19 protein-coding genes and 1 tRNA gene are annotated in these 20,669 nt (G+C 71.1%); 4 read left to right on the forward strand and 16 right to left on the reverse strand.

The features are described from left to right. Nucleotides 1-17: 17 nt before the first annotated feature. The 7 genes from HQQ79_RS10205 to HQQ79_RS10235 all read right to left on the reverse strand — a co-directional run bounded on the left by HQQ79_RS10205 (nt 18) and on the right by HQQ79_RS10235 (nt 5,030). On the reverse strand, nt 18-812 hold the full coding sequence (locus HQQ79_RS10205) for a F0F1 ATP synthase subunit delta (RefSeq protein ID WP_027465779.1): 795 nt from the start codon (nt 810-812) through the stop codon (nt 18-20). A gap of 2 nt (nt 813-814) precedes the next feature. Further along, a complete protein-coding gene (locus HQQ79_RS10210) occupies nt 815-1,369 on the reverse strand; it encodes a F0F1 ATP synthase subunit B (protein WP_027465780.1) in 555 nt (184 codons plus the stop codon). Between the two features lie 9 nt (nt 1,370-1,378). Then, complete coding sequence (gene atpE, locus HQQ79_RS10215) at nt 1,379-1,615, reverse strand: ATP synthase F0 subunit C (protein WP_027465781.1); 237 nt, start codon at nt 1,613-1,615, stop codon at nt 1,379-1,381. Between the two features lie 61 nt (nt 1,616-1,676). Further along, complete coding sequence (atpB, locus tag HQQ79_RS10220) at nt 1,677-2,537, reverse strand: F0F1 ATP synthase subunit A (RefSeq protein WP_027465782.1); 861 nt, start codon at nt 2,535-2,537, stop codon at nt 1,677-1,679. 107 nt (nt 2,538-2,644) lie between these two features. After that, on the reverse strand, nt 2,645-3,136 hold the full coding sequence (locus HQQ79_RS10225; protein ID WP_035808335.1) for a hypothetical protein: 492 nt from the start codon (nt 3,134-3,136) through the stop codon (nt 2,645-2,647). Further along, nucleotides 3,133-4,359 (reverse strand): MraY family glycosyltransferase, encoded by a 1,227-nt coding sequence (locus HQQ79_RS10230; RefSeq protein ID WP_027465783.1) that lies wholly within the window; start codon nt 4,357-4,359, stop codon nt 3,133-3,135. Before HQQ79_RS10230 ends, HQQ79_RS10225 begins: the two co-directional genes overlap by 4 nt. Next, a complete protein-coding gene (locus HQQ79_RS10235; RefSeq protein ID WP_027465784.1) occupies nt 4,356-5,030 on the reverse strand; it encodes an L-threonylcarbamoyladenylate synthase in 675 nt (224 codons plus the stop codon). The genes HQQ79_RS10230 and HQQ79_RS10235 overlap by 4 nt, the downstream gene beginning before the upstream one ends. 37 nt (nt 5,031-5,067) lie before the next feature. Between HQQ79_RS10235 and HQQ79_RS19170 the strand changes: the two genes are divergently transcribed. Then, entirely contained in the window at nt 5,068-5,721 is a 654-nt protein-coding gene (locus HQQ79_RS19170) for an HAD family phosphatase (RefSeq protein ID WP_173034058.1), read from the forward strand. Nucleotides 5,722-6,044: 323 nt separating this feature from the next. Here the strand turns inward: HQQ79_RS19170 and prmC are convergent, their stop codons facing one another. The 9 genes from prmC to argS all read right to left on the reverse strand — a co-directional run bounded on the left by prmC (nt 6,045) and on the right by argS (nt 18,134). Continuing rightward, a complete protein-coding gene (gene prmC / locus HQQ79_RS10245) occupies nt 6,045-6,881 on the reverse strand; it encodes a peptide chain release factor N(5)-glutamine methyltransferase (RefSeq protein WP_173034356.1) in 837 nt (278 codons plus the stop codon). Between the two features lie 64 nt (nt 6,882-6,945). Continuing rightward, a complete protein-coding gene (gene prfA, locus HQQ79_RS10250) occupies nt 6,946-8,028 on the reverse strand; it encodes a peptide chain release factor 1 (protein ID WP_017885756.1) in 1,083 nt (360 codons plus the stop codon). A 3-nt stretch (nt 8,029-8,031) separates the two neighbouring features. Further along, nucleotides 8,032-10,338 (reverse strand): transcription termination factor Rho, encoded by a 2,307-nt coding sequence (gene rho / locus HQQ79_RS10255; protein ID WP_173034060.1) that lies wholly within the window; start codon nt 10,336-10,338, stop codon nt 8,032-8,034. A 180-nt stretch (nt 10,339-10,518) separates the two neighbouring features. After that, nucleotides 10,519-11,502, reverse strand: coding sequence for a homoserine kinase (gene thrB, locus HQQ79_RS10260; protein WP_051596800.1), 984 nt, complete (start codon nt 11,500-11,502; stop codon nt 10,519-10,521). Nucleotides 11,503-11,534: 32 nt separating this feature from the next. Further along, the gene (gene thrC, locus HQQ79_RS10265) at nt 11,535-12,614 is read right to left on the reverse strand and encodes a threonine synthase (protein WP_027465789.1); all 1,080 of its coding nucleotides are present in this window, start codon (nt 12,612-12,614) and stop codon (nt 11,535-11,537) included. 87 nt (nt 12,615-12,701) lie between these two features. Then, nucleotides 12,702-14,009, reverse strand: coding sequence for a homoserine dehydrogenase (locus HQQ79_RS10270; protein ID WP_173034062.1), 1,308 nt, complete (start codon nt 14,007-14,009; stop codon nt 12,702-12,704). Between the two features lie 65 nt (nt 14,010-14,074). Next, the gene (gene lysA, locus HQQ79_RS10275) at nt 14,075-15,496 is read right to left on the reverse strand and encodes a diaminopimelate decarboxylase (protein WP_173034064.1); all 1,422 of its coding nucleotides are present in this window, start codon (nt 15,494-15,496) and stop codon (nt 14,075-14,077) included. A 58-nt stretch (nt 15,497-15,554) separates the two neighbouring features. Next, nucleotides 15,555-16,310, reverse strand: a complete 756-nt coding sequence (locus HQQ79_RS10280; protein ID WP_173034066.1) for an LmeA family phospholipid-binding protein — start codon at nt 16,308-16,310, stop codon at nt 15,555-15,557. 153 nt (nt 16,311-16,463) lie between these two features. After that, nucleotides 16,464-18,134, reverse strand: coding sequence for an arginine--tRNA ligase (argS, locus tag HQQ79_RS10285; protein WP_173034068.1), 1,671 nt, complete (start codon nt 18,132-18,134; stop codon nt 16,464-16,466). Between the two features lie 59 nt (nt 18,135-18,193). Between argS and HQQ79_RS10290 the strand changes: the two genes are divergently transcribed. The 3 genes from HQQ79_RS10290 (at nt 18,194) to HQQ79_RS10300 (ending at nt 20,636) form a co-directional block, all read left to right on the forward strand. Beyond that, nucleotides 18,194-18,769, forward strand: a complete 576-nt coding sequence (locus HQQ79_RS10290; RefSeq protein ID WP_173034070.1) for a hypothetical protein — start codon at nt 18,194-18,196, stop codon at nt 18,767-18,769. A gap of 569 nt (nt 18,770-19,338) precedes the next feature. Then, nucleotides 19,339-19,410, forward strand: a tRNA-Arg gene (locus HQQ79_RS10295). A gap of 164 nt (nt 19,411-19,574) precedes the next feature. Further along, a complete protein-coding gene (locus HQQ79_RS10300) occupies nt 19,575-20,636 on the forward strand; it encodes a Gfo/Idh/MocA family protein (RefSeq protein ID WP_254066185.1) in 1,062 nt (353 codons plus the stop codon). Nucleotides 20,637-20,669 lie beyond the last annotated feature (33 nt).

Here is a 20,669-nt window from a genome sequence, read left to right on the forward strand (position 1 = left end):
CGGCTTCGACCGTACGCCTAGCCGGCGAGCTGGAGCCGGAGCTCCGAGAGTCGCGTGGACACGGTGCCGTCGATGACGTCGCCGCCGATCTGCACCCGGACCCCGCCGACGACCGTGGGGTCGACGACCTGGTTGATGCTGATGTCCTTGCCGTACCGCTCGGAGAGACCGCGCGTGACGCGGGCCGACTGGGCGGGGGTCAGTGGCGTCGCCGTGACGACGGTCGCGACGAGCTTGCCGGCCTGCTCGGCCACGATGCGCGAGGCGTCGCGGACGATCTCACCGATGCGGCGGCCGCGGGGCTGCTGCACCAGGGCCGACACGATCGTGATCGTCTGCTCCGAGGCCTTGGCACCGAGGAGCCGCTCGACGAGCGCGCCCTTCTGCTCGGGGCTGCCGAGCTTGGTGCCGAGCGCCAGCTCGAGGCCGGCGTCCGAGCGGACGGCGGTCTCGAAGGCGAACAGCTCCGACTCGATCGACGAGTCCGGACCCGCGGTGGCGGCGACGGCGCGGATGCCCGCGTCCTCGATGCCCGCGAGCAGGTCCTGCTGCGAGGACCAGCGCGAGCCGGCCACCGCGGTCAGGACCGCACGCGTCGCGTCCGACTGCCCGGCGAAGACACGGTCGATGAGGACCTTCTTGCCGGCCGCGTCGGCCGTGGGGTCGGACAGCAGCCCGAGCAGCTGCGGCGCACCGGCGATCGCACGCCCGGAGGCGAGGATCTCGGCACCCGCGGCCAGGCCGGCGCTCGGACCGAGGTCCGACAGCACCGCCCTGGTGGACGCGAGTGCTTCTCTGGTAGCGCTGCGCATGCTCAGTGCTCCCCCGTCTTCGTGGCCTGCGAGGCCTCGAGGTCGGCGAGGAAGCGGTCGACCACTGCGGTCGACTTGGCGTCGTCCTTGAGCGACTCACCGATCACACCGGACGCGAGGTCCAACGCGAGGGTGCCCACTTCGGACCGGAGTGCCTGGACGGCGCTCTGGCGCTCGGCCTCGATCTGCGCCTGGGCGTTGGCCGTGATGCGTGCTGCATCGGCGGCCGCCTGCTCGCGGACCTCGTTGCCGATCGCCGTGGCGTCGGCGCGGGCCTGCTCACGGATGCGCGATGCCTCGGCACGTGCGTCGGCGAGCTGCTTGTTGTACTCGTCGAGCGCAGCGGCGGCCTGCTCCTGAGCGGCCTCGGCCTTCTTGATGCCGCCCTCGATGGCCTCGGTGCGCTCATCGAGCATCTTCGTGATGCGCGGTGTGACGACACGCCACATCACCACGAAGATGATGACGAAGGCGAGCGCCGACCACACGATGTCGTACACCGGCGGGATCAGCGGATTGTGCGCTTCCTCCGCCGCGATGATGAGTGCGTTCTGCATCGAGGAACCTTAGTTGGTGAAGATGAAGTACGTGGCGATACCGATGAAGGCCAGGGCCTCGGTGAAGGCGATACCGATGTACATGAGGGTCGTCAGGCGGCCCTGGAGCTCGGGCTGGCGAGCGACGGACTCGATCGTCTTACCGACGACGATGCCGACACCGATGGCCGGGCCGATCGCTGCGAGGCCGTAGCCAACCGTCGCGATGTTGCCGTTGATCTCCGCGAGAACGGTCGTTGCGTCCACGTGTTTTCCTTTCGAGGTGCGGGTCCGACGGTCGCCGGTCCCGTAGGGGGTCAGTGAGGAATCAGTGCTCGTCGGCCAGCGCCAGCTGGATGTAGACGGCGGTGAGGAGCATGAAGACGTAGGCCTGCAGCAGCGCGACGAGGACCTCGAAGAAGCTGAACGCGATGCCGAACGCGATGGTCCCGACGCCGAAGGCCTTGAAGCCGAGCGAAGCGTCGAAGAAGAAGAACTGCGTGGCCGAGAAGAACAGCACGAGGAGCAGGTGCCCCACGACCATGTTCATCAGGAGTCGCAGCGTCAGGGTGACGGGACGGAGCACGAAGGTGGAGACGAGCTCGATCGGCGTCACGATGATGTACAGCGGCCACGGCACCCCGGGCGGGAAGAGCGAGTTCTTGAGGAACGTGCCCGGGTGCTTGCGGAGACCGGCGTAGATGAAGGCGAGGTACGCGACGATCGCCAGGATCATCGGCATCGCGATGCGGCTCGTGCCGGCGAGGTTCATGCCCGGGATCAGACCGGTCAGGTTCATGAACAGCACGCCGAAGAAGATCGTCGCCAGGAGCGGCAGGAAGCGCTTGCCGTCCTTCTCTCCGAGGTTGTCGAAGGTGTTGCGACGGACGACGTCGAACGCGTACTCGATGAACGCCTGACCGCGGTTCGGCACGAGCTTCAGTGCACGGGTACCCACGAACGCGAACACCAGCAGAACGGCGACGGCGAAGAAGCGGATGAGGACGACCCGATCGATCTCGAACGGCGTCCCGGCGAAGAAGATCGCATCCGGGAAGAACTCGTTGATCGACGGACCATGGAACTCGGCGGCCTTGCTGCTCCCCGCCGCGACGGTGTCAACCGCAGCGGAGAGGGACAGGGGAAGAGCGTGGGATAGCAGCGCTGTCTCCTGTGTCGGCGCGCGCACATCATGGCACGCGATGGTGGACGTTGTGGAGGCTCGTCCGCCCCGAGCGAAAGGCTCCGGTAGCGGACTTCGAGAAGCCTATCAGGTGCGAGAGGCTTCCCGGCTTCTCAGACGCGGGGGGTCGGGTTCCCAGCGTCCGCGGAGTCGTCGAGGCCGTCGCCCGGCAGCCGGACGCCGATCGGGATGCGGGCCTTTGCGACGGCGACGACGTCGATCACCAGGGAGCCGACGACCCCCGCGATGATCACGATCGCCAGCACCGGGAAGTCGACCCAGTCGCGGTCCTTGAGCAGGACCAGCAGCACGATGAAGACGATGAACTTGAGCAGCCAGGTGCCCATCACGATGCCGAAGAAGGCACCGGAGATCATCTGCCCCTTGGAAACGCGCAGCGCGACGAGGACACTGACGGCGGTGAGCCCGAGGAACACGACGCTCAGCACGGCGCCGAGCAGTCCCCCGACCAGCCCCGGGCCGTCCGCGACGAGGAACCCGATGAGCCCGCCGACCACCGCCAGGGCGACGGCGAGGACCGCGCCCCAGGTGATGATGCGGCGGAACACCGGCCGGACGTGGTCGAGCGCGTTCGGTGCGGTCACGTGATGTCTCCAGGGATCGTGCGGTCGTTGGCGGCCCGGTCGAGCGGGTCGAGGCTGGCATCCACCACGGCGGCGGAACGGTTGGCGGTCTGGGCGGCGATCTCGGTGCGTTTGCGGCCGAGCGGCGCGAACGTCGCGACGGCGCAGACGGTGAAGCCGACGGACACGAAGACGACGACCCAGTACCAGTCCACGAAGAGGAACAGCAGGCACCCGAAGGCGACGGTCGCGGTCCACGCGTAGAAGATCAGCACCGCGTGGAAGTGCGAGTGCCCCATGTCGAGCAGGCGGTGGTGCAGGTGCTTCCGGTCGGCCGAGAACGGCGACTTGCCCGCGCTGAGCCGTCGGGTGACCGCGAGCCCGAAGTCCAGGATCGGCACGATCAGGATCGCGAACGGCAGCAGGATCGGGATGAACGCCGGCAGCAGCGCCTGGCGTGTCTGCACCGCCGCCGGGTCGATGTTGCCCGTGACCGACACCGCGCTCGTGGCCATCAGGAACCCGACGAGCAGCGCGCCGGCGTCGCCCATGAAGAGCTTGGCGGGGTGCCAGTTCAGGATGAGGAAGCCGAAGCAGGCCCCGACGAGCACCGCGGTGAGCAGCGACGGCAGGTTGAAGAAGAACTCGGTCTGCACGACCACGCGGTTGATGAAGAACGTGTAGAGGAAGAAGACCCCGCCGGCGATGATCGCGACGCCGGCCACCAGGCCGTCGAGCCCGTCGATGAAGTTCACCGCGTTCATCACGAGCACCACCGCCAACACGGTGAAGATCAGGCTCATGTACGACGAGCCGACGCCGAGCGTGTTGCCGATGGGCAGCGAGACGATCGCAACGCCCTGCCAGGCGAGGATGCCCGCCGCGATGATCTGCCCGGCGAGCTTGGTCATCCAGTCGAGGTCCCAGATGTCGTCCGCGACACCGAGGACCACGATGATGGTCGCTCCCCCGAGCACCGCGAGCACGCGACCCGGTTCGGAGAACACCAGCCGGAAGTAGTCGGTCCCCGCTATCGACGGGAACAGGAACCAGGCCGCGAGCAGCGAGACGATGACGCCGATGTACATCGCGATGCCGCCGAGCCGCGGCGTCGGGGTGCGGTGCACGTCCCGCTCGCGGACCTGCGGGTACCACTTGTACTTCAGCCCGAGCTTCCAGACGATCAGGCTCATCACGAAGCTCACGACCGCGGCGATGGCCCCGGCGAGCAGGTAGTACTTCATGTGACGAGGTCGGCTCCGACGACCCGGATGATCTCCTCGTCGGGGATCACCCCGTGCCGGACGATGCGGAGCTTCCCGCCGTCCGACAGCCCGGTGGCGTCGACGATCGTCGAGCCGGTGCTGGCTTCGAAGCCGTCGTGCACCTCGACGGGTCCGCCGTCCAGGTAGATCGCGACGCTGTCGCCGAGCATGCGCTCGGCGGCGTCGACGTCCATCGCGGCCGGGTCGCCCGTGGAGTTCGCGGACGAGACCGCGAGCGGCCCGACCTCCTGCAGCAGCTCGAGGGCGATCCGCGAGTCCGGCATCCGCAGCGCGACCGTGCCGCGCGTCTCGCCGAGGTCCCAGTCGAGCGACGGCTGTGCGTGCAGGATGACGGTCAGCCCGCCCGGCCAGAACTCGGCCACCAGGTCGCGCACCGGCTGCGGGACCTCGCTGGCGAGGGCGTCGAGCGTGGGCGGACCGGGGATGAGCACGGGCGGCGGCGACTGCCGCGTGCGGCCCTTCGCGTCGAGCAGCCGCTGCACGGCCGTCGCGCTGAAGGCGTCCGCGGCGAGGCCGTAGACGGTGTCGGTGGGGACCACGACGAGCTCTCCGCGTCCGAGGGCGGCACGTGCGAGCCGCATCCCGGTCAGGAGCCCGTCGGAGTCGGTGCAGTCGTATCGGGATGCCATGACTCGACGATGATAGTGCGACACAATGGTGGACATCGTGAACGAGACGCCCGCACCCCCGCTCCTGTTCCTCTTCGACATGGACGACGTCCTGGTCCGGTACGACTGGCAGGTGCGCATGGCCGCACTCTCCGAGTTCACCGGACACGAGTTCCAGGAGCTCCGTCGCCGCTGGTGGGACTGCGGACACGAGATGCGTGCCGAGGCCGGTGGGTTCGCCGACGGCGACGAGTACCTGGCCGCGTTCGAGCGCGCGATGGAGTGCGACGTCCCCGAGGCCGACTGGGCCCGGATCCGCGGATCCGCCATGACCGAGCTGCCGGAACGCATCGAGGCCGTCCGGATCGCGAGCGAGCACGGGCGTGTCGGGCTGCTCACGAACAACGGTCCGCTGGCCGGCCGCTGGATCCACGAGTGGGCGCCGTCCCTGCCCGAGGTCTTCGGCGAACACCTGGACACGTCGAGCAACTTCGGTGCCCGGAAGCCCGAGCCCGAGGTCTTCCGGCGTGCGGTCGCGCACCACGGAGTCCCCGCGGAGCGCACGTTCTTCGCCGACGACATGCCCGAGAACGTCGCGGGAGCGCGGAGCATCGGCATCCACGCGGTCCTGGTCGAGCACGACACCGACCTGCGCGAGCACGTCCGCGCCTTCGTCGCGGCGCAGCAGCGCGAGGCCTCCCCCGTCGCGTAGCCCGCCACGCCCGTTCCTTCCCATCGCGGTCGCGCTGGAAAGCGGGAACGGGCATACCTGGTCATTCCGAACGACCCGGTACGCCCGATCCCACCAGGTACGCCCGGATCCACCACACGCACGCGCGGCCGAGCGACGGGAGGCCCGCCCCACGCCCGCCACGCCCGCTCCTTCCCATCGCGGTCGCGCTGGAAAGCAGGAACGGGCATACCTGGTCATTCCGAACGACCCGGTACGCCCGATCCCATCAGGTACGCCCGGATCCACCCGGCAAACGCACACGCACGCCCGGCCGAGCGACGGGAGGTGCGGCTCGGCTCCGGCTAGCGCGTCGCGGTGGTCGTGCGGTCGCGCCCCGTCAGGTCGACGTGCGTCTCCGGGGTGCGGAACCCCCGGCGCGCCAGGACCTGCCGCACGCCGGCGCCCTGCGGCTCGGCGTGCTCGACGACCAGGACTCCCCCGGGCACCAGCAACCGCCAGGCCGTCTCGGCGAGAGCACGAACGGCGTCGAGGCCGTCGGGACCGCCGTAGAGGGCCATCGCCGGGTCGTGGTCGCGGACCTCGGGGTCGATCGGGATCGCGTCGTCCGGCACGTACGGCGGGTTCGACACGACGACGGACACGGTGCCGTCGAGCTCCGGCAGCGCGTCGGCGAGGTCGCCCTCGACGAGTCGGACCGTGCCACCGTGGGCGTCGACGTTCCGCCGGGTCCACGGCAGGGCCTCGGCCGACCGCTCGACGGCGTAGACCACGGCGTTCGGCACCTCGGTGTCCATCGCGATCGCGATCGCACCGCTGCCGGAGCCCAGGTCCACGGCGATCGGCTCGGGGACCGCGGTCGCCCGCAGTGCGTCGATGCCGAACTGCACGACGCTCTCGGTCTCCGGACGGGGCACGAACACGCCCGGTCCGACGGCCAGGGTGAGCGCGCGGAAGTACGCCTGCCCGGTGATGTGCTGCAGCGGCTCACGGGTGGCCCGGCGCGCGACGGCGTGCCGGAAGCGCTCGACGTGCTCCGGTGCGATGCCGCCACCGATGAGCGCACGGGCCTGGACGGCACCGCGCGAGGTGTCGGTCGCCCACGCGAGCAGCAGCTCGGCGTCGACCCGTGGCGTCGGGACGCCGACGGCGACGAGCGCCGCGGTCGCCTGCTCGAGCAGGCGATCCGCGGCGTACGTGAGGGGCGTGTCGGCGGTGATCCGGGCCTCCAGGCTGGGTGTGCGGTTACGCGTCCTGGTCGCCGATGGCGGCCAGACGTGCCTCTTCGTCCGCCTGGATGGCGGACTGGATGACGGGCTCGAGGGCACCGTTCATCACGCGGTCGAGGTCGTACGCCTTGTAGCCGGTGCGGTGGTCCGCGATCCGGTTCTCCGGGAAGTTGTACGTGCGGATGCGCTCCGAACGGTCCATCCCGCGGATCTGCGACTTGCGCGCGTCCGAGGCGATCGCGTCGAGCTCCTCCTGCTGCCGCGCGAGGATGCGTGCGCGGAGCACGCGCATGCCGGCCTCGCGGTTCTGCAGCTGCGACTTCTCGTTCTGCATCGCCACCGTGATGCCCGTGGGCAGGTGGGTGATGCGGACCGCGGAGTCCGTCGTGTTCACGGACTGCCCGCCAGGGCCGGAGGACCGGTAGACGTCGATCTTGAGGTCGTTCTGGTTGATCTGGACCTCTTCGGGCTCGTCCACCTCGGGGAACACCAGCACACCGGTGGTCGAGGTGTGGATGCGCCCCTGCGACTCGGTCTGCGGCACCCGCTGGACGCGGTGCACACCGCCCTCGTACTTCAGGTGCGCCCAGACGCCCTGGGACGGATCGGTCGTGTTCGACTTGATCGCGACCTGGACGTCCTTGTAGCCACCCAGGTCGGACTCGGTGCGCTCGAGGAGCTCGACCTTCCAGCCCTTGGTCTCGGCGTAGTGCGAGTACATGCGCAGCAGATCGGCCGCGAACAGCGCCGATTCCTCGCCGCCCTCGCCGCCCTTGATCTCCATGATGACGTCACGGCCGTCGTCGGGGTCGCGCGGGATGAGCAGCCGGCGGAGACGCTCCTGGCGCTCCGACAGCTGCTCCTCGAGCCCGGGGACCTCGTCCGCGAACGCCGCGTCTTCACGCGCGAGTTCCTGGGCGGCGGCGAGGTCGTCCCCCGCCGCCTGCCAGGCCTCGTACGCGGACTTGATCTGGTTGAGCTCGGCGTACCGCCGGTTCACCTTCTTCGCCCGGGCCGCATCGGCGTGGAGCGCGGGGTCCGACAGCTGCTGCGTCAGGTCCTCGTGTTCCGCCAGCAGCCCCGCTACCGACTCGAACACGCGTTACTCCTGGTGACCGTTGTGGTGGGCGCCGGTCGTGGGGACCGACTTCTGCACCTGCACCAGGAACTCGACGTTCGACTGCGTCTCCTTGAGGTTCCGCAGCACGATCTCGAGGGCCTGCTGCGGGTCGAGCCCGGCGAGGGCCCGGCGCAGACGCCAGGTGATCTTGACCTCGTCGGCGGAGAGCAGCTGCTCCTCGCGACGGGTACCAGAGGCGTTCACGTCGACGGCGGGGAAGATCCGCTTGTCGGCGAGGTGGCGGTTCAGGCGGAGCTCCATGTTGCCGGTGCCCTTGAACTCCTCGAAGATGACCTCGTCCATCTTGGAGCCGGTCTCGACGAGCGCGGTCGCGAGGATGGTCAGCGAGCCACCGTCCTCGATGTTGCGCGCGGCACCGAAGAAGCGCTTCGGCGGATACAGCGCCGCCGAGTCGACGCCACCGGAGAGCACGCGGCCCGACGGCGGGGTCGACAGGTTGTACGCACGGCCCAGGCGGGTGATCGAGTCGAGCAGGAGCACGACGTCGTGGCCCAGCTCCACCAGGCGCTTCGCACGCTCGATGGCGAGCTCGGCGACGGTGGTGTGGTCCTCGGCGGGACGGTCGAAGGTCGAGGCGATGACCTCGCCCTTCACCGTGCGCTGCATGTCGGTGACCTCTTCGGGCCGCTCGTCGACGAGGACGACCATCAGGTGCGCCTCGGGGTTGTTCTTGGCGACGGCGTTCGCGATGGCTTGCAGCACGACGGTCTTGCCGGCCTTCGGCGGGGACACGATGAGACCGCGCTGGCCCTTGCCGATCGGCGACACGAGGTCGATGATGCGGGTCGACAGCTTGCCCGGCTCCGTCTCGAGGCGCAGGCGCTCGTTCGGGTACAGCGGGGTGAGGTCGTTGAAGTCGACGCGGGCCGCGGCCTCGTCGGCGGACTGGCCGTTGATCGACTCGACGGCGACGAGCGCGTTGTACTTCTGGCGGCTCTGCTGCTCGCCGTCACGCGGCTGCTTGATCGAACCGACGACGGCGTCGCCCTTGCGCAGGTGGTACTTCTTCACCTGGCCGAGGGAGACGTAGACGTCGCTCGGGCCCGGCAGGTACCCGGTGGTGCGGACGAACGCGTAGTTGTCGAGGACGTCGAGGATGCCCGCGATCGGGATCAGGACGTCGTCCTCGGTGACCTCGGGCTCGAAGTCGTCGTTCTGGCCGCCACGGCCGCGCTTGCGGTCGCGCTGGCGACGGCTGCGGCCGCTCTCGGCCTCGTCAGCGTGCTGTTGCTGCTGCTGCTTCTGCTGGCCGCTGGTCTGCTGCTTCTGCTGACCGGCGTTCTGCTGCTGCTTCTGGTCGGCCTTGTCGTCCTGCTTGGCCTCGGCCTGCTTCGGCTGGTCGTTCTGCTTCTGGCCGCCGTTCTGCTGGCCGTTCTGCTGCTCGCCGCCGTTCTGCTTCGGCTGGTTCTGCTGGTCGGCGCCGTTCTGCTTCTGCTGGCCGGCGTTCTGGCCGCCATTCTGGCCGCCGTTCTGCTGGTCGGCCCCGTTCTGCTGCTCGCCGTTCTCGGCGTTCTGCCCACGGCCACGACCGCGACCACGGCTGCGACGACCGCGACGCGAGCCGCCCTCGCCCTGCTCGGAGTTCTGGTCGCCCTGGTCGTTCTGGTCGCCGGACTCGTTCTGGTCCTGGTCGGCCTGGACGGCGGACGTCGGGGCCTGCTGGCCCTGCTGGGCCGCCTGGCTCGGCTGCTCGGCCTCGGCGGGTGTCGACGCCTGCTGGCCCTGCTCGGTGCCACGCTGCTCGGCGTTCCGCTGGCCTCGGCCACGGCGCTGCGAGCCGGACTGCGCGGCTTCCTGGGCGTCCTTCTCGGCGCGGACCTGGTCGAGCCCGGCGAGGAGGTCCTCGGTGCCGGTCTGGCCGTGGTTGGTGTGCTCGGCGGCCGAGGTCGGCGCAGCGTTCACGGTGCCACCGGACGACGCGCGGCGCGAACGACGGGCACGGCTCGGGGCTGCTGACTCGGCGGGTGCCTCGGAGTCGGCGACGGGTGCCTCGGCAGCGGGCTGCGCGGGGGTCTCGGCGGGCTCCGGCAGGGTCGGCTGCTCGGTGGCGGCCGGCTCGGCGGGGGTCTCGGCGACGACGGCGGCGGCCGGGGCAGCCGGCGTCTCGTCGACGGGACGCTTGTCCTCGATGGAGGCGATCAGGTCGCCCTTCCGGAGCTTGGAGAGCCCGGTGATGCCGAGCGAGGAGGCGATGCGCTGGAGCTCCGGGAGACGGAGGGCACGCAGGTCGCTGGGGATCTCCACCTGGGCGGAGTTGTTGTCGGTCAAGGTCGGTGTTTCCTTTCGAACCGCAGAACGCGGAGAGTTTCCACCGTCCCGGATGCAGGGTGAGCATCGACCGCCGTTCAGACGACGGATCGGGATTCGGTGATCAGAAAGAGATGCACACTCGCGCACCGGACCCTGCGACGTCGCAGGAGCTGTCCTGAGGACGAGCGATCCGTACGGTTACGCGGGTTCGGCTTCGAGCGCCGAGTGCGCTGCCACTGTAGCACCACCGAGATCGACGGCCAGCATGAGCGGCCGCCAGTCGGATTCGGCGTGTCGCTGCACCAGTTCGGCGGCGGTCAGGCGCTGTGCCGGATCGCTGCCGAGGACGAGCAGGCTCGGCCCGGCACCGGAGACCACCGCGGCGAGGCCGTGCTGCCGGAGCAACCGGATCAGGGCGTCGGTCTCGGGCATGGCGCTGGCACGGTACGCCTGGTGCAGCCGGTCCTCGGTCGCGGCGAGCAGCAGCTCGGGGCTCTGGATGAGCGCCGCGACGAGCAGCGCCGAGCGGGAGACGTTGAAGGCGGCGTCGGCGTGCGGGACCTGCTCTGGCTGCAGGGAGCGCGCGAGCTTGGTCGAGAGCGTCGAGGTCGGCACGAACACCACCGGGGCGACACCGCGGTGTACCAGGAGCCGCTTGTAGGCCGGGCCCTCGGCGGTCATCCACGCGATCGTCAGGCCGCCGAAGAGCGCCGGCGCGACGTTGTCCGGGTGGCCCTCCATCTCGGTGGCCAGGGTCAGGAGCGTCGAGGCGTCCAGGTCGACGATGCCCTCGAGCAGACCGCGGGCAGCCATCAGCCCGGCGACGATCGCCGCGGCGGAGGAACCGAGACCGCGGCCGTGCGGGATCGCGTTCGTGGCGTGCAGCTCGAGTCCGGGCTGGTCGACACCGGCGTGCTCCAGGCCCCGGCGGACCGCACGGACGACGAGGTTCGTGTCGTCCGTGGCGACCTCGCCGGCACCGACGCCCTCGACGGTGACGGTCGCGCCGGGTTCGCGGCGGACGCGCACCACGACCTCGTCGTAGAGCGAGAGCGCGAGGCCGAGCGAGTCGAAGCCGGGGCCGAGGTTCGCCGACGTGGCCGGCACCCGGACGCGCACCGCCGATCCGGTCGGCAGCGCACGGACCGCCCGTCCGGCCGGTACAGCACTGCGGGCGGTCATGCCCTCACCCGGTCCGGACGAGCGGTCGGAGATCACTGCTCGCTGACCAGACCGAGCACGTCGGCGATCGACTTCGTGTCGACCGGCACGCTCGTCGGGGTGACCTCGCCGCCGTCCGGCGTGCGGAGGGCCCACTGCGGGTCCTTCAGGCCGTGGCCCGTGACCGTGATGACGACCTTCGCGCCCTTCGGCACGACACCGGCGTCGGCACGCTCGAGCAGCCCGGCGACACCGATGGCCGATGCGGGCTCGACGAACACGCCGACCTCGGCCGACAGGATGCGGTGCGCCGCGAGGATGGCCTCGTCGGTGATGGCACCGAAGTAGCCGTCGGTCTCCTGCTGCGCCTCGAGCGCGAACTGCCACGAGGCCGGGTTGCCGATCCGGATCGCCGACGCGATGGTGTCGGGGTGCCGGACGACCTCGCCGTGCACGATCGGGGCGGAACCGGCGGCCTGGAACCCGAACATGCGGGGCAGCTTGGTGCTGCGGCCGGCGGCGACGTCCTCGCGGTAGCCGCGCGAGTACGCGGTGTAGTTGCCCGCGTTGCCGACGGGCAGGAAGTGGAAGTCCGGTGCGTCACCGAGGACGTCGACGACCTCGAACGCGGCGGTCTTCTGCCCCTCGATGCGGTCGTTGTTGACGGAGTTGACGAGGTGCACCGGGTAGTTCGCCGCCAGGTCGCGGGCGATGTCGAGGCAGTCGTCGAAGTTGCCCTGCACCTGCAGCAGCTGGGCGTCGTGGGCGACGGCCTGGCTGAGCTTGCCCATGGCGATCTTGCCCTCGGGCACGAGCACCGCAGCGGTGATGCCGGCGTGCGTGGCGTACGCGGCGGCCGAGGCGCTGGTGTTGCCGGTCGAGGCGCAGATGACGGCCTTCGCGCCGTGCTCGACGGCCTTCGAGATCGCCATCGTCATGCCGCGGTCCTTGAACGAACCCGTCGGGTTCATGCCCTCGAACTTCACGTAGACCTCGGCGCCGGTGCGCTCGGAGAGCCGACGAGCCGGGATGAGCGGCGTGCCGCCCTCTCCCAGCGTGACGATGGGCGTCGCCTCGGTCACGTCGAGTCGGTCGGCGTACTCGCGCAGGACTCCCTGCCACTGGTGGGCCATCAGGCTTCTCTCTCTGTCCGGTGGGGTGGATCTGGTGGTGGTTCGGCTCGGTGAGCCTGCTGGTCGGCCTGGAGGCCCGTGGTCGCGTCAGCGACCGACGACGCGCAGGACGCTGGTGACGTCCAGGACGACGTCCTCGCCGCGGAGGGCGACGACGGTGTCCGCCAGGTCGGCCTCACGCGCCAGGTGGGTGCCGATGACGAGCGTCGCGGTCCCCTCGGCTGCGCCGGTGGTGGTCTGCTCGACCGTCTCGACGCTGACGCCGTGCTTCGCGAGCACGCCGGCGACCGTCGACAGCACGCCGGGGGCGTCCGTGACGTGCAGGGTGATCTGGTAGCTCGTGCGGACGGTGCCGATCGGGAACACCGGCAGCTCGGACTGCGTCGACTCGGCGACCCCCGGGCCGCCGATGACGTGCCGACGGGCCGCGGAGACCAGGTCGCCGAGGACCGCCGAGGCCGTCTCGACGCCACCGGCACCCGCGCCGTAGAACATCAGGTCACCGGCGGCCTCGGCCTCGACGAACACGGCGTTCTTCGCACCGTGCACGCTCGCGAGCGGGTGCGACTCGGGCACGAGGGCCGGGTAGACGCGGGCGCTGACGCCCTCGCGGCCGTCCTCGTCGGTCAGACGCTCGGCGGTCGCCAGGATCTTCACGACGTAGCCGGCCTTGCGGGCGGCGCGGACCTGGTCGATCGTGACGTGGGTGATGCCCTCGCGGTGCACGGCGGCGAGCGGCACCGAGGTGTGGAACGCCAGCGAGGCCAGGATCGCGGCCTTCTGCGCGGCGTCGTAGCCCTCGACGTCGGCGGTCGGGTCGGCCTCGGCGTACCCGAGCTCCGTCGCGGTGGCCAGGGCGTCCTCGAACGTGGAGCCCTTGCGGTCCATCAGGTCGAGGATGAAGTTCGTGGTGCCGTTGACGATGCCCATGATCCGGACGATGCGGTCACCGGCGAGCGAGTCGTGCAGCGGACGGATGATCGGGATCGCCCCGGCCACTGCGGCCTCGTAGTAGAGCTGCGCGCCGACCTGCTCGGCCGCGGCGAAGAGCTCCGGGCCGTGGGTCGCGAGCAGCGCCTTGTTGCCGGTGACGACGTCCGCGCCGGACTGCAGGGCCTGGAGCACGAGGGTGCGCGCCGGCTCGATGCCGCCGATGAGCTCGACGACGATGTCCGCGCCGAGGATGAGCGATGCAGCGTCCGTGGTGAAGAGCTCCGCCGGCAGGTCGACGTCGCGCTGTGAGTCCACGTCGCGCACGGCGATCCCGACCAGCTCCAGCCCGGCACCGGCGCGCGAGGCCAGCTCGTCGCCGTGCTCGAGGAGCAGTCGCGCGACCTGGGAACCGACCGAGCCGGCCCCGAGCAGCGCGACACGGACGTTGCGGTATTCGATCATCTGGTAGCGGTTCCTGTCGGTGGGGGTGCGCCCTGCGGGGTGGGCGGACCCGGTCGGGTCGGGGGTCAGCGGCCGGTGCCGTCGGCGGGCGCGGCGGCGACCCCGGTGTCACGGGCGAGGAGGTCGTCGATCGTCTCGCCCCGCACGAGGATACGGGCTGCGCCGTCCGCGACGGCGACGACCGGCGGGCGGCCCACGTGGTTGTAGTTGCTCGACAGCGCCCAGCAGTAGGCACCGGTGGCCGCGACGGCCAGCAGGTCGCCGCGCTGCACGTCGCCGGGCAGGTACTCGTCGTTCACCACGACGTCGCCGCTCTCGCAGTGCTTGCCGACGACGCGGCTCAGCACCGGCGGGGCGTCGGAGGTGCGGGCGAGCCGGGCCGTGTAGTCGGCGCCGTACAGGGCGGGACGGATGTTGTCGCTCATCCCGCCGTCGACCGAGACGTACGTGCGGGTCGCGCTGCCGCCGTCGTCGGTCTCGAGCGTGACCGGCTTGATCGTGCCGACGCGGTAGAGCGTCACCCCGGGCGGGCCGATGATGTAGCGGCCCGGCTCGACGGCGATGTCCGGCACCGGGATGCCGCGCTCGGCGCAGGCCTCGCCGATGATCGTGGCCAGTGCGTCGGCGACGTCCTCGGGGGCGAAGGCCGAGTCGGCCTCCGTGTAGTCGATCCCCCAGCCGCCGCCGAGGTTCAGCTCGGGCACCGGACCGGAGGCCACGAGCGTCGCGTGCACGTCCATCAGTCGGCGTGCGGCCTCGCGGAAGCCGGCGTCGTCGAAGATCTGCGAACCGATGTGCGAGTGCAGCCCGACGAAGGCGAGCGAGGGCTCGGCGCGGACGGCTGCCGAGGCCTCGACGGCCTCGGACAGCGGGATGCCGAACTTCTGGTCCTCGCGAGCGGTCGCCAGGTACTCGTGGGTGGACGCGTGCACGCCGGTGTTGATCCGGATGCGGACGCGCTGCACGACCCCGGCGTCGGCGGCGGCACGGGCGACGCGCTGCACCTCTTCGTGGCTGTCGAGCACGATCGTGCCGATGCCGACCTCGACCGCGCGGGCGATCTCGGCGTCGGACTTGTCGTTGCCGTGGAAGCCGAGCCGGCCGGGGTCGATGCCGCCGGCCAGGGCGACCGCGAGCTCACCGGCGGTGCAGACGTCGACGCGCAGGTCGGCCTCGGCCATCCACGCGACGACCTGCGTCGTCAGGAAGGCCTTGCCGGCGTAGTAGACGTGCGCGTGGCTGCCGATGCGTTCGAACGCCTCGGCGAACGCGTTCCGCACGCGGACGGCGCGGGACTGGACGTCACGCTCGTCGACGACGTACAGGGGCGTGCCGAACTGCGCGACCAGGTCCGTCGCGCTGATGCCGCCGATCGCCAGGGTGCCGTCGTCGGTCCGCGTCGCGGACGCGGGCCAGATGCGGCCCACCAGTGCGGAGGCGTCCGTCGGGAACCGCAGCCGCGGCGGTGCAAGGGGGTTCTCGCTCACGGGACCCGATCCTACCGACGCGAGCCGTTCCTCCAGGCCGCGTTACGCACCCGTCCGCTCAGCCGCAGCTGCCGACGGTCCGCAGGCCGTCCTCGTTGAGCGGCAGCGCGTCCGCGGTGATCCGGACCGTCGCGTCCGACTTCGACACGTCGAGCGAGCGCACCCGGAGCGCCTCGGGCAGGAACTGCGCGGTGCAGACCTGCACCGGGACACCGGTGACGCCCGGGATCGAGTCGACCTTGAGGCCGAGGTCGGAGTTCGTGATCCGGACGCTCTCCGGGGTGATGGTGATGCCGCGGCCGTCGTCCTGCGCGACGACGGCGCCCTTCGCCGCGTAGGTGATGTCGTAGCCGAGCACCGACGACGACCCCGTCAGTTCGACGCCGCCGTCGAACAGGTTCAGCCGGTCGAACAGCGGGCTGTACTTCGCCAGGTCCTTGACGCTCGACGACGCCAGGGTGACCGTGCCGTCGACGTCGCGGACGTCACCCTTGCCGTCCACCGGGACGTCCTGCGCGGTGACGTCGGCGGCGAGCGGGATGCCGTCGACCGTGAGCTTCGCCGAGGAGATCTCGACGCGGTCGAGGGTGCCGCTGATGAGCTGCGGGATGACGATGCCCTCGGCGTGGGCCGCGACCTCGCCGGTCGTGCCGTCCGGCAGCGACTGCTCGACCTGCTGGGCGATGATCCGGTCGACGACGCCGCGCAGCACGAACTCGGCGATCACGACGAGGGCGGCGAGCACGACGACGACCACGAGCAGGACGACGGGCCAGCGGCGGCGCGTGGTGGGGCGTTCGGTGGCTGCGGGCATGCGTCCTACCCTGCCAGTCCGGTCTGCGGCCCAGCTGCGGCCCAGCTGCGGCCGGGATGCGGCCGGGATGCAAAACACCGGTGTTCGCACTCGACACCGCGGAATGCGGGTGTTCGGTGCGCGAACACCGGTGTTTTGCGCAAGGGGCGATCGCTACATGCGGGACGGAGCCGTCACGCCGAGCAGGCCGAGGCCGTTGCGGACGACCTGCCCGGTGGCGTCGTTCAGCCACAGGCGCGTGCGGTGCAGGTCGGTCACGGGCTCGTCACCGAGGGGTGTGACACGGCAGGAGTCGTACCAGCGGTGGTACAGGCCGGCCAGCTGCTCGATGTACCGCGCGATGCGGTGCGGCTCGCGCAGCTCGGCGGCGTGCCGGACCACCCGCGGGTACTCGGCGAGGGCTCCGAGGAGCGCGCTCTCGGACTCGTGGGTCAGCAGCGAGGCGTCGAACACGGACCGGTCGACCCCGGCCGCCGCGGCGTTCCGTGCCACCGACTGCGTGCGGGCGTGGGCGTACTGCACGTAGAAGACGGGGTTGTCGTTCGTGCGCTTGGTGAGCAGGTCGAGGTCGATGTCGATCGCGGTGTCGCTGGCGAAACGGACCAGGGCGTACCGGCCGGCGTCGACACCGACGGCGTCGACGAGGTCCTCCATCGTGACGATGGTGCCGTTGCGCTTCGACATGCGCATCGGCTCGCCGTCCTTGAGCAGGTTGACCATCTGCCCGATCAGGATCTCGAGGTTCTTGCCCGGCTCGTCCCCGAACGCGGCGCACATCGCCATCATGCGGCCGACGTAGCCGTGGTGGTCGGCGCCGAGCATGATCAGGTTCCGCTCGAACCCGCGCTCGCGCTTGTCGAGGTAGTACGCCAGGTCGCCGGCGATGTACGCGGGCTCGCCGTCCGACTTGATGACGACGCGGTCGCGGTCGTCGCCGAAGTCGGTCGTGCGCAGCCACTCGGCGCCCTCGGCCTCGTACATCACGCCGGCCGACCGCAGTCGGGCGATGGCACGCTCGACGGCCTTCGACTCGTGCAGGGCGTTCTCGTGGAAGTAGACGTCGAAGTCGACGCCGAAGTCGTGCAGCGACGACTTGATGTCCGCGAACATGAAGTCGACGCCCTCGCGACGGAAGAGCTCCTGCGCCTCGTCGCGCGGCAGCTCGCGGACGTCGATGCCCGGCTCGAGGGTCGCGATGACCCGTGCGGCGATCTCGGCGATGTAGGCGCCGCCGTAGCCGTCCTCGGGCGTGGGCTCACCGAGTGCGCTGGCGACGAGGGAGCGGGCGAAGCGGTCGATCTGCGCGCCGTGGTCGTTGAAGTAGTACTCGCGGGTGACGAGCCCGCCCTGCGCCTGGAACACGCGGGCCAGGCTGTCGCCGACTGCGGCCCACCGCACGCCGCCCATGTGGATCGGGCCGGTGGGGTTGGCGGAGACGAACTCCAGGTTGATCCGGACGCCGTCGTACAGGTCGCCGGTACCGAAGGACTCGCCGCCGTCCACGATGGTGCGCGCGATCTCACCCGCGGCGGCGGCCTCGAGCGTGATGTTGATGAAGCCGGGGCCGGCGACGTCGACCGAGTCCACACCGTCGAGCTCGGTCAGCTCGCCGGCGATCTCGGTCGCGAGCTCGCGCGGGTTCGTGCCGAGCCGCTTCGCGAGCTGCATGGCGGCGTTCGAGGCCCAGTCGCCGTGGGCGCGGTTCTTCGGACGCTCGAGCACCACGTGGGACTCCTCGATCGTCACGGTCTCGGACGCGCCTCGGCGCTCGACGATCCCGGTCAGGATCGACAGGTACGCGGCGGAGAGTTCGGCAGGAGTCACGAGGACCGATCCTACCGGGACGCCCAGGTCCGCACCGGTCGATGCAGCATCATGTCGGGATGACCCCCCGCAGCCGTGCCCGGGCGCTCACCGTCGCCACCCTCACCACCGCAGCAGCCCTCGTGCTCGCCGGGTGCTCGGGCGGCGGGGACAGCACCCCGTCGGCCACCGCGACCCCGGCGGGCAAGCCGGTGTCCGAGACCTGCGCGGAGCTCCTGCCGACCAGCGCGCTGTCGGTGTACGGGCAGACCTTCGAGCTCGACGACTCCTTCACCCCCGCGAAGGGCTCCCCCGCTGCGACCATCGCGAAGCAGCAGGGTCGCGTGTGCCGGTTCGTCAGCACCGACTCGGACGCCACGGCGATCACGCTCGCGGTCGCCGACCTGCCTGAGAAGTCGCTCACCAACCTGAAGGACGCTCTGTACGAGCGGGGCGGGTCCGTCCCCACCTACCGCGTGGAGGGGTACTTCGCCCTGAGCGGCGACGTCGGCCGCGCGGACGCCTTCGCCGACCCGTACTGGATCACCGCGCAGTCGACGCTGTTCACCGAGCCGGGTGGGGCGCAGCCCGTCGTCGACGCGGTGCGGGCCGCGCTGCAGCCGTCCGCGTCGGCGACGGCCACGCCCGCGGGCTGACCCGCGCTGCGGCCGCGCACGGTGCGAGGCCGCCGTCCGGTGCGAGGTTGCGCACGTGGTGCGCGGGTCGCAGCGCCGCACGGAATGCGGAACTTCGCACGGGAACGCGACGCTCGCACGGTGCGGACGGGAGGCCCGTGGCGGGCCCGCACCGCGCCTCCAGCCCGGCGGCGGCCACGCACGGTGCGAGGGCGCCGTCCGGTGCGAGGTTGCGCACGTGGTGCGCTGCTCGCAACGCCGCACGGGACACGGAACCTCGCACGGGAACGCGACCGACGCACGGTGCGGACGGGAGGCCCGTGGCGGGCCCGCACCGCGCCTCCAGGCCGTCGGCGGCCGCGCACGGTGCGAGGCCGCCGTCCGGTGCGAGGTTGCGCACGTGGTGCGCGGCTCGCAGCGCCGCACGGAATGCGGAACCGCGCACGGGAACGCGACGGACGCACGGTGCGGACGGGAGGCCCGTGGCGGGCCCGCACCGCGCCTCCAGGCCGCCCGTCGTCACGTCCACGGCGCGACACGCGCTGTCCAGGACCACCCGCCGGACCTGCTACGGTTGTTGACACCCCTTGGCCCCCATAGCTCAGGGGATAGAGCACTGCCCTCCGGAGGCAGGGGCGGAGGTTCGAATCCTCCTGGGGGCACAGTCACATTTCCGCGCAAGCAGTTGTCTTCGCTTCGCTCAGTCAGCTGCGCGCGATGTCGCCTGCGGCGACCTCTCCCCGTTGAGACTCCTCCGGGTTCTTCGCCGGTCTCGTGGCTAGGTGCCTCGACGGCGTGCAACGCGCCTGCCCGGTAGCGTTCGGGCATGACGATGACGTTCCCGGTGCCCGGAGTCCACGCACTGCGGGGCGGACCCGTGCTCCGGTGGGGTGTGATCGGCCCCGGGGAGATCGCGAACGACTTCACGACGACGCTGCACGCGAACTCCGACCAGCGCGTCGTCGCCGTGGGCTCCCGCTCCCCCGAGCGTGCCGCGGCCTTCGCCGCCCGCCACGGCGTGCCCGGGGTGCACGGCTCCTACGAGGCCCTCGTGGCGGACCCCGCCGTCGACGTGGTCTACGTCGCCTCGCCGCACCCGCAGCACCTCGGGCACGCACTGCTCGCGATCGCCGCCGGCAAGCACGTGCTCGTCGAGAAGCCGATGACGACCTCGGCGGCGGACACCCGCACCCTCGCCGACGCCGCACGGGCCGCGGGTGTCCTCGCGATGGAGGCGATGTGGACCCGGTACCTGCCGGGCACCACCGTCGTCGCCCGTCTGCTCGCGGACGGGGTCCTCGGCGACGTCCGCCTCGCGACGGTCGACGTCGGTTGGCCGCACGACCCGGACCCGGCGGACCGGATGTTCGACCCCGCCGCCGGCGGGGGTGCCCTCCTCGACGCCGGTGTGTACGGGCACTGGTTCGCACGCTTCGCCACCGGCGCCCCGGTGACCAGCAGCACGACGGGGGCGGTCTCGGATCGCGGGGTGGACCTCCAGTCCGTCACGGTGTCGACGGCGGAGGGTGGCGCGCAGGCGGTGGTGGCCACGTCGATGACGGCGTGGACGCCGGGGCTGGCGGTGATCGCCGGGAGCCGGGCCACGGTCCGGTACACCGACCACTTCGTGTTCCCCGCGTCGTTCGCGGTGCACCACCCGGGTGGGGAGGACCGCTGGGAGGAGCCGACGGGGCTGCGGGGGCGTCAGGGCCTGGTGTGGCAGGCGGCGGCGCTCGCGCAGTACGTGGCGGACGGTCGCACGGAGTCGCCGGTGCACTCGCTGGACGACTCGATCGGGATCGCGGCGGCGCTCGAATCGGCACGTGCGTCGCTCGAGGCGACCGGTGCGGCACCGTCCGTTCCCGAGCAGGACACCTCGACCCTCTAGGATCACGGGCCGGTCGTCCCGCACGCGACCGGG

The organism is Curtobacterium sp. VKM Ac-2852 (genome assembly GCF_013205045.1).
Lineage (GTDB): Bacteria > Actinomycetota > Actinomycetes > Actinomycetales > Microbacteriaceae > Curtobacterium > Curtobacterium flaccumfaciens.